The sequence below is a fragment of the Paenibacillus sp. cl6col genome (assembly GCF_900102125.1).
GTDB classification, from domain to species: Bacteria; Bacillota; Bacilli; order Paenibacillales; family Paenibacillaceae; genus Paenibacillus_B; species Paenibacillus_B suaedae.
The window spans coordinates 724,578-738,348 of record NZ_FNAZ01000002.1 but is presented as its reverse complement, the minus strand read 5'-3'; the positions used below and the strand labels follow the sequence as shown (position 1 = coordinate 738,348).

Below are 13,771 nucleotides of genomic sequence, written 5' to 3'. Positions count from 1 at the left end.
TTTATTATCTTCCCAAGGCGCATATTTGAGATTAGAAGACGAAGCAATCCAAGTCACAAAATCCGCTGCCATGATGATGATTGCAACTGTGATGCAAGCGCTGTTGCCTAAATGGTGGCCCTCCGGATCCATCGCCTCCGTCGTTCAATCCGTTATAGTAGCCTCCGAAGAAATTATGCGGTGACCAGTCAGGGCTCGCTTTTGGAGCAGGTGGTGCCAAGGAATGAAACTCTTGTGTTCCGTACACGATCTTGCCTCCTACAACTGTAAAGACTGACTCGATTTTTTTAATATCTTCTTCGGCGACTTGAAAGAAATTGTCCGAGAGAATCGTAAAATCAGCATAATGCTCGGCTTTAATTTGTCCTTTAACATCCTCCTCTTTAGAGAACCATGCATTCCCAGTTGTATACATACGAAGCGCCTGATGTCTGTCTACACGATTGGAAGCAGGGTACAAACTAAGCCCACCAAGTGTTTTTCCCGTTACTAACCAGTATAAGGCCAGCCACGGGTTATAACTTGCAACTCTTGTTGCATCTGTCCCTACTCCGACACGCAATCCAGCAGTCAGCATCTTCGTTATCGGTGGTGCATGTTCTGCTGCCGCTGCCCCATATTGATCAACAAAATACTCTCCTTGAAAGGCCATGCGATTCTGAACGGCAATCGATCCGCCAAGCGTGATGACACGCTCCAAATCTTTTTCCTGAATTGTCTCCGCATGATCGAGAATCCAACGTATGTCTTTGAAAGGAGCTTCTTTATTCACCCGTTCAAATACATCAAGAAAGCGCGTAATGGATTCTCCATAGGTTGCATGAAGACGAAACGGCCATCGATGCTTGGCAAGATGCTCTGTTACTTCGAATAGTTCATCTTCCAGTACGGCGGGCAGCTCTGGACGAGGTTCAACAAAATCTTCAAAGTCTGCCGCGCTGTATACAAGCATTTCTCCGGCACCGTTATGACGGTAGTAAGAGCTGCCCGTATACGGCTGCGTTGTTTCCGTCCAAGCTTTGAAATCGTTCAGTTCATTATTAGGATGCTGCGTAAATAAATGATACGCTGTACGAACTGTAATCTCACTGCGCTTATCCAGCTCTTCAAACACTTTATAATCATCGGGATAGTTCTGAAAGCCGCCTCCAGCATCAATTACACTTGTTACTCCAAAACGGTTCAATTCCCTCATAAACAGTCGGGTAGAATTCATTTGGTCATCATAGGAAAGCTTCGGGCCTTTAGCTAATGTGGCATACAAAATAGTCGCATTCGGGCGAGCGATTAACAATCCCGTTGGATTGCCCTGGCCATCCCGTTGGATTTCTCCACCTGGCGGGTTCGGTGTATTTTTCGTGTATCCGATCACACGCAAAGCCGCTTTATTCAAAAAGGCTTGACGATACAGATTCAGGATAAATACGGGAGTATCCGGGGCAATCCGGTTAATTTCATCTAATGTAGGCATCCGGCGTTCTTTAAATTGAAACTCAGTCCATCCGCCAACAACGCGAACCCAATGAGGCGGCGGTGTACGATCAACTTGTTCTTTCAACATCCTTAAAGCATCAGCCACAGAAGGTACGCCATCCCAGCGCAATTCGAGATTAAAGTTAAGCCCACCCCGAATAAGATGCAAATGCGAATCGTTTAATCCCGGAATTAACATTCGTTGGTTAGCGTTAATCACTTTTGTATTTGGGCCAACAAGCTTCATTATTTCAGCATTGTCCCCTACAGCACAAAATTGCCCGTCCTTTATTGCTAGTGCAGTCGCTGTGGGGTTGTCATCGTTCATCGTTACGATACTGGCATTAATAATAATCAGTTCAGCTTCCATTCGATTCGGCTGCTCAATCATCTTTTGTCCTCCTTCGTTTATTGTTGGTTAAACCATAGTTTGATCCAAGGTACTAGCCTTTGCCCAATAAACATGCTATTCGATTTCAACAGTAAGTCTATAAATTTCAATTGGATTGATCAATAAGGGGATTTCTATGGCAAGCATAAGCGTTTCTTATGCCTGATAAGCCAGCTATCGATTTCGTTATCATATAGTTTTTTACGATGGATCCTATAGAAAATTGAAGATGGTTTGCTCGTTCATGATCCCATAAACTTAAGACATGCAACAGAAGTTCGAAATCAGCTCTTTTCCGTTGCCACCATACTTAAAGAAGGAAGGGATCAACATATGTTTAATGACAAAACGGATTTACTGACACCCGAGAACTCCGTCATCATTCTTATAGACCATCAGCCCCAAATGTTGTTTGGAACACAAAGTGCTGACCGTCAAACGATTATTAACAATACAGTTGGATTAGCCAAAACGGCTAAAGTATTTAATGCCCCCATCATTTTAACAACGGTTGCTTCGGAAACATTCTCAGGCCCTCTTCATCCGCATATTCAAGAAGTATTTCCCGATCAAAAGCCAATTGACCGAACATCGATGAACTCCTGGGAGGACAAAAACTTCGTTGAGGCCGTAAAGCAAACGGGGCGCAAGAAGCTGATTATCGCAGCTCTCTGGACGGAGGTTTGTCTTGCATTTCCAACGATTTCGGCCATCAAAGATGGATATGAAGTGTATATTGTTACAGATGCTTCAGGCGGTACGACGACAGAAGCACATAACACATCCATTCAACGTATGATTCAAGCGGGAGCGATCCCTGTCACATGGCTTTCTGTCCTTCTTGAATATCAACGCGATTGGGCACGTGAAGAAACATACGATGCCGTTGTGAATGTTGCTATCCAACATGCTGGGGCTTATGGTACAGGCGTTGTTTATGCCAAAACGATGTTTGGGGGCCACGGAGGTTAAATTCAAATCCTCTACAATAGCTATCAACATATATATAGGTATAGGTACAGTTCCCATAACACCGGACTGTACCTTTTTGAGAACACGATCTCTTACATGGAAAGTGATTTCGCTGGTTCTAAAAAATAACTCATAAAATTTTGAATCGCGGGCTCAATAAACCGATCCTTTTGAACAATAAGCTTGACTTCACGTGCAGGAATCGGGTCTAAGAAACGTATTACTTTTACTTTCAAACATGATAAGCTTTCTATGAATGAAATTGGCAAAATAGCCACCCCCATTTTTTGCATGACCATATAGAGAACAATGGTGGATGAGGTAGACTGAAATTTCGTTTGAGGAGGCTTGGCAAGTTCGAACCCGGAAGTTTGCATTAGCTCTTCTGTATTTGTATCGCTAACAAACACATCTGAATCTATATGTTCCAATTCGTGAAGAGAAATGGCCGTTCGATCCGCCCATGGATGATCTGCGTAAACGATGAGCGCCTGTTCTTCTTTATATACATGTACAGCATATAGTTCCTTGTAAAGTTCCGAACAATCACTGAAAGCAATGTCAATAAACCTATTCCGTAAGTCCCCATAACCATTTTCGATATTTACAAAATGAAGCGCAATAGCCGGGTTCTGTTTATGAAATTTTAAAAAAAGGGGCATCAAATACGGACAATCGAATGGCGAGATGCCGATCGAGAGCGTGATTTGATTGGCTCGGGGATAGTTTAGTTCATATGTTTCTGTTTTCGACTCATCGATCAGCTCCATTACGGAACGAGCTTTCTCATATAGAATTTGCCCTGCAGCTGTAAGCTTTACCCCTCTACCTGCCCTTTTAAATACAGCAGTACCAAATTCCGCCTCGATATACCGAATCTGCTGGCTTAATGCAGGTTGAGAAATCAGGAGCGATTCTGCGGCTCTAGCAAAGCTGCCTTCTTCGCAAATATGAATAAAGCACTCTAATTGTCTGAACACGGATACACACCTCAACCTCTCTTTGTCATCCAGCCATTTGAGCTCGAATAAACTGATTCATCTCTTTCAAGAATGAACGTGCCGTCATGCTCCATACAAAGGAATTCAGATGGACTAGCGATACGTCCCAACAAGGTACACAGTCTTCAAATCTCACCATCCGAAAAGCATCTTCCTTGAGACTTTCAACCAAACATACCGGAAGAAGCGCTGCTCCAAGCCCGTGACGAATCCACTGAATTAATATAGAAATGGAAGTAGTTTCAATCATGGAACTCACAGTAAGACCACAGGATAATCCATACATTTCGATTACTGATTTGTATTGCTGCAGAAACAAAATGGTATTCATTTGCTTCAATGATCGAATAGGAAGGAAGGAATGAGCAGCCATAGAGTGTTTCGAATGAACGAAGAGCGCCATTTCTTGTCGATACAAGTAAGTCGCTACGATGGAATCCCTAGTCTTTGAATCGGAAGTAATCCCAATATCAACTACTCGTTCTAGCACACTATGTTGCACATCCGCAGTCTCAATAACTTTTAGTTGTACATAGGGATGCTTTTCATGAAATTTTATAAAGCAAGGTGCAAGATATTCAAGCTCAGCAGGACAACAACCAATTGCAAGCGTTTCTCTCACTGCTATCGCTTCGTTTTTCATTTGGTATCTAGCTTCTTCAAGCAAATTCATTATGGTGTTGCCCTTATGTAAAAGAATTTTGCCTGCTTCCGTCATCTCCACCCCCTTTGCGCCCCTATTAAACAATGGCGTATTAAATTCATTCTCTAATACACGAAGCTGCTGACTTAATGTAGGCTGCGTTACCCCCAATTCCGCTTTGGCTTTGGTGAGACTTCCCGATTTGCATATTTGGATAAAATATTGAAGCTGGCGCAGTTCCATTAGCGGCACTCCTCTCTACCTGTATATCAAGCGACTTACTTTTCATTGTAAAAATCGCTGCATAAAATGAACAGGTGCAATCCTATGCGTATCAGTAGCGATATTACTTCATTAAAAAAAGCATGAATCTGTCATGTAGCTGACGAATTCATGCTTCATATGATAATTACGGTGTTACGGGTTGACTTGAATCGTAAACGCAGAGGTTGGATTGTTTATTTGTGTTGTCCCGGACCCCATATTCAGAAATTGCAAGTTATTGAACGTAACGGATCCTACTGGCTGGTTCGCCCAGATTCCAAAGCCCGAATTGACTTCAAATGCATCTTCGCTCTTGCGAACGCCCGATATTTTAATGTTTGATAAAATCGTATCCGTGATCGGGAATTCTGGCGTAGAACCTTTATAGTTCGTCTGAAACATAATCCCATGGTAGGTTGGGTCAATAATTTCCACATCACTTATGCGAATACCTCGGTACTCTTTCGAGGCCGAAAATAGCCAGAGAGCCGGGAACGTCTGATTTCCCCAGAAATGACCGCCTGTACGAAGAAGCGAGACATTCTCGATCTTTGTTGGAGGAGCCGAACCAAAACCGCGGAACGCAATGCCAAAGTCCAGCGAACTGACGGTTAAACCCGAATAAGCGAGTGTGTCCGCAATGTAAATATTGCGAAACGTATTGTTGAAGCCGCCGTATACGGCAAGTCCTGCAGCCCTCCATGTGAGTAGCGATGTTAAATTTTCAAAGACATTGCCTTGATTGTCTTCGGAAGTGCCGCTGTCTACAGCATTAAACAAGGCAAAGCTATCATCACCGGTGCTGCGAGCCTCGTTGTTTGTCACCAAGTTGTTCGTGCTTCCGTTTGTAAAATTGATAGCGTCTGCAAATACGTTTCGAATCCGGGAATTTTTAATGATAGTGTTATCGACGTTCTGTCCCCAGAACATACACATCTGATGCTCGACCCAGATGTTGTCGAAAGTCATGTTGGCTACGTTCGTAAATGCGAATACTTTGCCTGCCCTATCATCACGGTTGTTATAGTTGCCAAAATAAGCAAAGTTGGCAAAAGTGGAGCCGTCAGCGCCTGCACTTGCTTCAAAACCGATATCTGTATTTGTCTGATTGGAAGGAGCTACAAACCGGGTATACCATGGACCAGCGCCGACCATTTTCACAGGCTTGCCGTATACTTGAAACTTGGCCCCTGTTTCATAGGTTCCGGCAGGCAAATATACCCCAATAAGCTTTCCAGTCGGATCCATACGAACTTGATCCAATGCTTGTTGAACAGCCTGGTGTGTAGTGTTTGTAGGTGTTACGTATTGGGAAGGATCTGGATTAGGCAGTGGCGATACTTGCTCCAGGCTGATGAAATCGATCGCATAGGTCGTTGTGTTTGCCGGATCCTTTTGCAGTTTGATCGTACTTCCCGCAGGAATCGTATTATCAAACATAATGTTCGCTTCATCGTAGATAAATCGAGCAGCGCCCGCAGAAGGGGAATTGCTTGGCGATGCCTCATTGCCGTAGAGCCACGAATACCTTGATGTCAGATTGAGCGACTTTGCAAACACGTTGTTGACATAAACATTCAGCGTATGACTCAATCCATTCCCGCTAGGAGCATCAGGTATGGAGAAACGCGCAACAAGCGTGTTCGTACTTGCTTTCGTCTTAAATTCAACGAAACTGCCTGTTGAGTTTAACGTGACTGCTTTTCTGCCGGAAGTTTCTCCAGCTAAATCACCAATGTTTCGGTTCGGACCGACGATAACTGCCCCGCCCCCGATAACGCCATCCTCCGCTTCATACATATCATAAGGCATTGTCGCGCCTTTTTGTGGCACCAAAGAACTGTTGGAGAATTTGAACCAGTTAATATTGAATAGTCCATCCCCGCTGCCCTTAAACTTAAGAAAGACATGGTGTAAACCGCTGATTGGATTTATACTGCAAAATTTTGTCGTCCATGTCTGCCATCCGCCTGTCGGCTCAACTGCGCAAGTACCTGCAAGTGTGCCTGTCAAGCTGTCCAATCTGATTTCAATATGTCCTCCGCCGCCATTACTTGCCACCCGCACCTCAAACTGCGATACACCGGAGCCAAAATCGATATTGTGATAAGCTGTATAGTCATCATTTTCGATAAAGCCGATATTAAATCCGCCTTCACTGGATGCTTCCGTTTGAATGCCCATTTGGTCGTCGTAGCTTTCTGCTTCGATGGTGGACAATGCAGATCTCGGCGCTGCGAACACTCCAAACTCAGATAACTGGGCGGCTATCCAACCATTATTGGCAGTGAAATTCAGTTTTACGTATCTTGCTGCCGTAGCTGGGAACTGGATGGTTACCGTATTCCCGCTGATTGGATCAAACGAATAGCTGGCCGAGGCAGCCAATGTCGTATAATTAAAATCATCGGTACTGCCCGACACGGATAAGGTTTGCTCTCTTTGCCCCCATGTTTCCGGGAGCTGTAGAACAACTTGACCGATCGTGCTTACATGGCCAAGATCGACACGAAGCCATTGCGGGAATGCATTGTTCGCACTTTCCCAATACGTCGACGGATCGCTGTCTACTGCTTTATCAGCCGTGTAAATATCGTTGTAACTGCTTGCCCAGACAGGCTTGCCTGCTGCCAAATTGGAGGAGGCTTGCACGGGGGTTGCACCAAGTGACAACTGTGTAAGTATTAAGCTTACAATGAGGGAGAACAAGAGAATCGTGGACTTTCTCGGGAGTCGTACTTGCATGTTCATAACCTTCCTTTCCTTTTTTGTTGAATCGAATATTTTAGACATACTTGTAACGCTAATTTCACACATGATGCTCTCTTATCTGACTGTCATCTGATTGTAAAACCTCTCCTGTACAAGCTGTGCAGCCGCCACCAACACCGTCTTTGGATCTGCATCCTCGCGTGAGAAAATATCCTGAACGACACCGGCCATCGTCGCGTAGTACTCTTGCGTATTGAACTGCGCCTCCAACTTTCCATCCATTAGCTCCAGTGTCTCAGGGGGGTATTGATACACATTGTCGTATTTTTCATAGACCGCCTTAACTTTTTCCGCATAGGCAGAATCAGGTGTGAAATACTCAATAACAGGCGGAACAAAATATTTTTGATCTTTCTGACGCTGCTGGATACTCGCTTCTATCGACAACAGTCCTTTATCGGTGAAATAATCAAACGTAGCATAACGAAAGGCCATCTTTTGTTCTTCACTCGTCGCTTTCGGATTGATAACTAGGAAATCCCCTCCAAGTACACCTATGTGTTTGCCTCCTTGTTCGACCGCCGGCATCGGATATACGACAATATCCTCAGGCTTCATCTTCCCTTGGTTGAGTGCCTGATCAATTGGGCCGTCAGGACCCGATATGATCATCGCCGTTCTTCCTTGAATCAAGGCGCCTATAGCATCTCCCCAACCAAGTGCCCAGTCTTTCGGGATTACCTTCGCTTCCCAAGCTAGATGTTGATAAAATGTGAGGGCTTTAATGCCAGCTTCCGAATGAAATACGGCCGTAATTTTACCGTCATCTGCTTTCTGAATATCGCCTCCTGCTCCAAATAGAAAGTTCGTCCAGTTCCAGCCGGCTTCATTCCCCTTGCCCATCAGTGCGATGCCCGAGATGCCCTTCGCAGGCTCAGCCGCCGCCTGTGCTGTAGCAAGCATGTCATCCCAAGTCCAATCAAAATGGGGCAGCGCAATTTTTTTATGAACTAAGAGACTTTTGTTTATAATTGTGCCGGTAACATATCCTTGCTGGGCAATTCCGTATACCCTGCCTCCAATAATGAACTGCTCCTGCAGTATCGGATTCATTTGATCTTTAAACGCATAATCATGAAACAAGCTCGTGATGTCAGCTGCCCATCCCTTATCTGCCAAAAATCTTCCTTCCGTTGCATATGTATTGAATAAAGTTGGCGCCTCATTGGCTCCCATCTTAATTCCGATTTGATTCGGATCATACTGCCAATCGCTTTTTACAACTTCCACATTCGGGTACTGTGCTACAAAACGTTTGATCTTGTCATCTTCAAGCGCCCTCTTCTCGATTTGATCAGGTGGAGGGTAGTAGATGCTGATCGTTACCTTAGCAGATTCCGCTGAATATTTTGATGCATCGTCAGTGTTGAGACTTGATGAACGACTGCATGCGGTTAGCATCAATGCAGAGATACATATGATTATCGAGGTTACGAGAATAACTCTACGTTTATCCATAAGGATAGTGGCTCCTTTGAGCGAATCTATTTACAATTATTATTGTAATTTGGTAGATTAACGATGAACATGTGTGATTCTCTGAAGATCATAGGCGATTCTACTTTTTGAATTCGCTCAGACTTACTCCATAATATTTTTTGAATATTTTACTGAAATGCTCCGGTGATTCGTAACCGACCTTTTCAGCGATTTCATAGCGTCGCAGATCAGTAGTTAGTAGTAGCAGCCTGCTTTCTTCCATTCTCAGTTTCACGACATAGTCCCATAGGTTGTAACCCGTTATTTTTTTGAATAAATAACTTAAATAATTTGGACTCACATGACTTTTTTGAGCAATTTCCAAGAGTGTTAATCCCTTTTGGGCAAAATACTCATGGATATATTTCTTAGCCTTATCTACAATTTGATTAGACTGCATGTGCACTTCGTCCTTCTTAGGCTCTTCCCCATCATGATTCCAGCAAAAATCTCCATAATAAAATACATAATGATCTGGGAATACGCGGTTAAAGCGGACTGCTCGTCGCGCCTGTTGATCCAATACGCTGATATACTCAAACCCCTGTAAAATATGGCTCATGCCGATCACACATTGCAGTGATAAGTAACCTTGAATGTTCAAGCAGAGTAATCTACCAATCACATCTAATTGACTGATTTTGTCTTCACCTGGATCACCATATGTTTCACTATCCCACTGGAGAATGACCGTAATCTCATGCTCTGACGAACAAAAAGCAATATAATTACACTGCCCTTCAAGCAGCTCATTTGTCATGTTTAAAACGGCATACTGCAGCAACTGAACATCTTCTCCCAACGATCGCTGTCTGTTTACTGGGGATTGCAATTGAAGATCGATTTTGAGCACCGAAAAATAGGGCCCCACTAATGAGAGATCACTCAACTGCTGAACAGCAAAAGCGTCCTTACATACATGATCAGGATGAACAAGCAGCCTGTTTAATAACGCTGTTGTCGCCGGATCTGGTTCGTTCATATGAAAGTGTTCATTTAATGGAGCGGCAACTCCATCGTGTGCGGTCGTTTTTGTCAGCCTCAGCAGCACGCTGCGCACGGAATCTAGGAACTGGCTGCTGTTAATGGGCTTGATCAAATAATCTTTTGCTCCCAGCCGCATAGCCAATTGTGCATATTGAAAAGTCTCATGCGCGGAGACAACAATGGATTGAACGGACGGCTTTGCCATTTTAGCTTGATGCATTAATTCGATACCGCTCATTTCACCCATCTGAATATCTGTAATCAATAAGTCAATGTCTTCCATCCGGATAAAATCCATCGCCTCATATCCACTGTAAGCGATGAAAACATTATGGATATGTAATCCTGAAGAAGCAAGCAGATTGCTTAATCCTTTGCAAATCCATGGCTCGTCATCTACGATCAAAATATTATACATTTAAAAAATTCACCCCATAAGTAGTTGTTTGCCGTGAGCAACTTCGCTTTTAGGCAGCGTAATGGTGACAATCGTTCCCTGATGCTCTTTTTTGCTATAGCTAATCCCATAGGAGCAGCCAAAGTGCAGCTTAATCCTCTGCTGAATGTTGCGGATTCCATACCCGACGGACAGCTCCTCCATCTCTTCATTCAACAATCGATGGATTTCTTCATAATCGACCTCTTTATATCCATTGTCTTCTACTCGAATAATCACAATATCGGATTGAATGTCGGCAGAAACAACAATTTCACCGTCATCCTCCATATTTTTCACGCCATGAATAATGGCATTTTCAATTAATGGCTGAAGGGTAATTTTGGGGATCTGCAAATGGCGCACCTCATCGGCTATATTCCATATAACACGAAACCGAAACTCGTATCTACGCTGCTGCAAACTAATGTAAGCTAAAGCATGCGCCAACTCCTCTTCAATGGTTATTAATTCTCTTCCTCTGCTTAACCCGATTTTCATTAATTTGGCTAAGTCTTTAATCATCTCGGCAGATTGCGTGCTTCCTTCCAACTTGCTTTTCCAGTAGATGCTCTCCAGCGTGTTGTACAATAAATGCGGATTGATTTGCTGATATAAAATTTGCAGCTGCGCTTCCTTTTGCTTAATTTCGTATTGATATTTATCGTTCACAAGATGATTTAGGCGGTCAGCCATATCATATACGGACGTAATCAGTGCACCCAATTCATCATTTCTGTTCCCCTCAACTGGTCTGGCCGCATGTTTCCCAGGTATATAACTGCGAATGAAACGTGATAATTTTTGCATCGGGTTCATCAGCGATCTCCAAAAATAGATGAAGGCCGCAAAAGCGAGTAAGGCGTAAACAATTGAAATGAGCTGAATAATTTGTTTGAGTTGGCTTTGCTGCTGGAGTAAAGAATGAAGCGGGAGTCGATAGACGAGCTTTTGCTGAAGATGATAGCTATAGTTAATAACATAGATGTGACCCGAATGGACAATGTCTAAATAGCCATCTTTTCGCTCGACTTCATTTGCACGGTCTGGAAGTTCCAATATGGCTCCTACTCCTTCCGCTGTTGAGGCGAAAATTTGATTGGACCAATCTGTTAAAAAAATTTCTCCTTGCGGCAAAGAAACCGTACTGAAGTCGTTTTGAATTATTTTTTCAAGCTTAGTGACTACAAGTACGCCAATCACACCGCTAGCCTGAGAAATATTATTGACGGCTCGGACATAGCTTAGTGTCTTTGATTGGGACAAGGAACTCATACTTTCAATGACTTTTAGACGCCCCTTCCCCTGCATCCGAAGAGCTTCCAGAAACCAATCGGGCTTGTCTTGCTCCGTCAAAAAATAGACACCGGCTTGAGGAACAGATCGATCTTTTGGAGCGAACGAATAGTAGTCAGCAGAATCATAAACATACAGGGAAAAATAAACCGCCTCCCCCCCATTTACGCCAATCGAGTAGCTTTTGAGCAATTTGTCCAACGCTTCGTATTTGCTGACCCGTTCAAGAATGGAGTCGGTACCACTCGGAATCATCTGCTGTGTAAGCGGATTTTGAATAATGGTTTTGGTCATAAGATCAATGGAGTCTATATCTCGATTTACAAGGTTTAAGTTCTGTTTATTTAATTCAAGATAGGCGTTGGTGACGGTTTGCTTCAATATGTGCTCTGCTGTCAAGTTTCCATAATAGGTAAGAATAAAAATAGGACTTACCATAAATATAAACAGGAGTAGGAGTTTGTAGGTAACACTCATTTTTGACCTAGGTTTAGAAAGCATTGTTCGCACGCACTTCGCTCCTTCAAAACTTCCGTTTGTTGAATCGGGCGAATCGATAAGAAATAGGAAAGAAAGATAATATATATTCATCAGGAGTAGATCGTTTAGGTTATATGAGGTGGAAAAAATATTTACTAGATTTTAGTAATGTGATTACTCTTAGTATATACGATCTATGGACAGCTGCGAGAAAAGAAATATGCAAATTGATGATCATCATCAATAGCTCAAACAACGGGCAGCATATTTTTTTTGTTATCTTTAATTCTCAGCTGAAAAACAGAGATATTCATTCAGTTAAGACTCTCCTAGTCCAATAGAAAAACCAGCGGTAGTCTTTGACCGGATGATAAGGTCTTAGACTGCCACTGGTTTATTGAAAATGCTTTGTCAATATGGTTACAGCTCAGTAATTGTGATGAACAGTTCATTTACATTACCAGTAGCTTCTAATTCCGCATTGCAGACGAACCAAAGCCTCAAAATAATAATAATCTCCCCAGATCATGTAATCATCCGGCCCACGATTTCCTCGTACGTGATAAGAGCCATGCTGCAGTAAACCTTCTGCATCTGGCATATTCATAGTTGAATAGTTCGCAACAAGGGACTCCATCTGTTCATGCAGCGAATTGGTGAAATACTCATGATCTGGATCCTCCACATCAAGGATTCCGATTAGCTCAATCAGGCCGCAGGCAATGATTGCAGAAGCAGAACTGTCACGAGGCGTTGACGCTTCAACAGGAACGTCAAAGTCCCAATAAGCAACATGATCCTCTGGCAGATGATCGATAAAATATTTCGCCATACGCTTAGAAGTAGCAAGGAAGTCAGGATCTTGCGTATATCGATAAGCAAGCGCAAAGCCATAGACACCCCAAGCTTGGCCTCGTGTCCAGGTTGAGCCATCCTGATAGCCCTGATGCGTGCCTCCACGCAGAGCATTGCCATTCTCCTGATCGAAATAGAAGGTATGGTAGGAAGAGGAATCGCCTCTTACTAGGTAGCGCAAGCTCTTGCGTGCATGCTTATACGCAATATCATAGTATTCCTGTTCACCTGTCTGCTCATATGCAAAGAACAATAACGGTAGATTCAGCATGCAATCGATGATGATTCTGCCGCCGTTCTCAGGATCTCCTTCTGTACCCCATGCTTGAATAATGCCCATCTTCGGGCGCCAGCGATTAGCAAGCACTCGTGCTGCCTGCAAGGCTACCTGCCTTGCTTCTTCACTCTTTGTTATGCGATACTGGGCAACCGCAGATAGTGAATAGAGAAAGCCGATGTCATGATGATCCAAATCCACATGATGATCCAAACGAAACTTAAAGTTCTCCAAGAATTTTTCTGCTGCTTCTTTATAATAGGAATCTTGAGTATATTCATAAGCCAGCCATATCATACCGATATAGAAGCCCTCGATCCAATCGTTGTTCTCTCCCCATTCATAACACTTGTCTCCCGTAATATGAGGAAGCAATCCTGGATGATTGCGCAGATTATTTGCTATTTTAGCCTGTGCATCTTCAATTGCTTTACGCCACATGAAC

At 43.4% G+C, this 13,771-nt stretch carries 9 protein-coding genes; 1 reads left to right on the top strand and 8 read right to left on the bottom strand.

Going from position 1 to position 13,771, the window contains the following annotated elements:
* Positions 1-31: 31 nt before the first annotated feature.
* Positions 32-1,864: an amidohydrolase gene (locus BLS15_RS07380; RefSeq protein ID WP_090510757.1), complete on the bottom strand. Its 1,833-nt coding sequence runs from the start codon at positions 1,862-1,864 to the stop codon at positions 32-34.
* Positions 1,865-2,197: 333 nt separating this feature from the next.
* Between BLS15_RS07380 and BLS15_RS07375 the strand changes: the two genes are divergently transcribed.
* On the top strand, positions 2,198-2,836 hold the full coding sequence (locus tag BLS15_RS07375; protein ID WP_090510752.1) for a hydrolase: 639 nt from the start codon (positions 2,198-2,200) through the stop codon (positions 2,834-2,836).
* A gap of 92 nt (positions 2,837-2,928) precedes the next feature.
* Here the strand turns inward: BLS15_RS07375 and BLS15_RS07370 are convergent, their stop codons facing one another.
* From BLS15_RS07370 to BLS15_RS07335, 7 genes are all read right to left on the bottom strand, one after another.
* Positions 2,929-3,816 carry a LysR family transcriptional regulator gene (locus tag BLS15_RS07370; RefSeq protein WP_090510748.1) on the bottom strand — a complete coding sequence of 296 codons (888 nt, stop codon included), beginning with the start codon at positions 3,814-3,816 and terminating at the stop codon, positions 2,929-2,931.
* A gap of 25 nt (positions 3,817-3,841) precedes the next feature.
* Positions 3,842-4,723 (bottom strand): LysR family transcriptional regulator, encoded by an 882-nt coding sequence (locus BLS15_RS07365; protein WP_090510743.1) that lies wholly within the window; start codon positions 4,721-4,723, stop codon positions 3,842-3,844.
* A 174-nt stretch (positions 4,724-4,897) separates the two neighbouring features.
* Positions 4,898-7,489, bottom strand: a complete 2,592-nt coding sequence (locus tag BLS15_RS07360) for a carbohydrate-binding protein (protein ID WP_254777303.1) — start codon at positions 7,487-7,489, stop codon at positions 4,898-4,900.
* Between the two features lie 81 nt (positions 7,490-7,570).
* The gene (locus BLS15_RS07355; protein WP_090510736.1) at positions 7,571-8,974 is read right to left on the bottom strand and encodes an ABC transporter substrate-binding protein; all 1,404 of its coding nucleotides are present in this window, start codon (positions 8,972-8,974) and stop codon (positions 7,571-7,573) included.
* 100 nt (positions 8,975-9,074) lie between these two features.
* On the bottom strand, positions 9,075-10,400 hold the full coding sequence (locus BLS15_RS07350) for a response regulator (protein ID WP_090510732.1): 1,326 nt from the start codon (positions 10,398-10,400) through the stop codon (positions 9,075-9,077).
* Positions 10,401-10,409: 9 nt separating this feature from the next.
* Complete coding sequence (locus BLS15_RS07345; protein WP_368087121.1) at positions 10,410-12,095, bottom strand: sensor histidine kinase; 1,686 nt, start codon at positions 12,093-12,095, stop codon at positions 10,410-10,412.
* Between the two features lie 556 nt (positions 12,096-12,651).
* Complete coding sequence (locus BLS15_RS07335; RefSeq protein ID WP_090510725.1) at positions 12,652-13,767, bottom strand: glycoside hydrolase family 88 protein; 1,116 nt, start codon at positions 13,765-13,767, stop codon at positions 12,652-12,654.
* Positions 13,768-13,771: the final 4 nt, after the last annotated feature.

Excerpts from the sequence above, each read along its gene's own strand:
- BLS15_RS07380 (WP_090510757.1), bottom strand. The coding sequence starts at position 1,864 with ATGATTGAGCAGCCGAATCGAATGGAAGCTGAACTGATTATTATTAAT.
- BLS15_RS07375 (WP_090510752.1), top strand. The coding sequence starts at position 2,198 with ATGTTTAATGACAAAACGGATTTACTGACACCCGAGAACTCCGTCATC.
- BLS15_RS07365 (WP_090510743.1), bottom strand. The coding sequence starts at position 4,723 with ATGGAACTGCGCCAGCTTCAATATTTTATCCAAATATGCAAATCGGGA.
- BLS15_RS07360 (WP_254777303.1), bottom strand. The coding sequence starts at position 7,489 with ATGCAAGTACGACTCCCGAGAAAGTCCACGATTCTCTTGTTCTCCCTC.
- BLS15_RS07355 (WP_090510736.1), bottom strand. The coding sequence starts at position 8,974 with ATGGATAAACGTAGAGTTATTCTCGTAACCTCGATAATCATATGTATC.
- BLS15_RS07350 (WP_090510732.1), bottom strand. The coding sequence starts at position 10,400 with ATGTATAATATTTTGATCGTAGATGACGAGCCATGGATTTGCAAAGGA.
- BLS15_RS07335 (WP_090510725.1), bottom strand. The coding sequence starts at position 13,767 with ATGTGGCGTAAAGCAATTGAAGATGCACAGGCTAAAATAGCAAATAAT.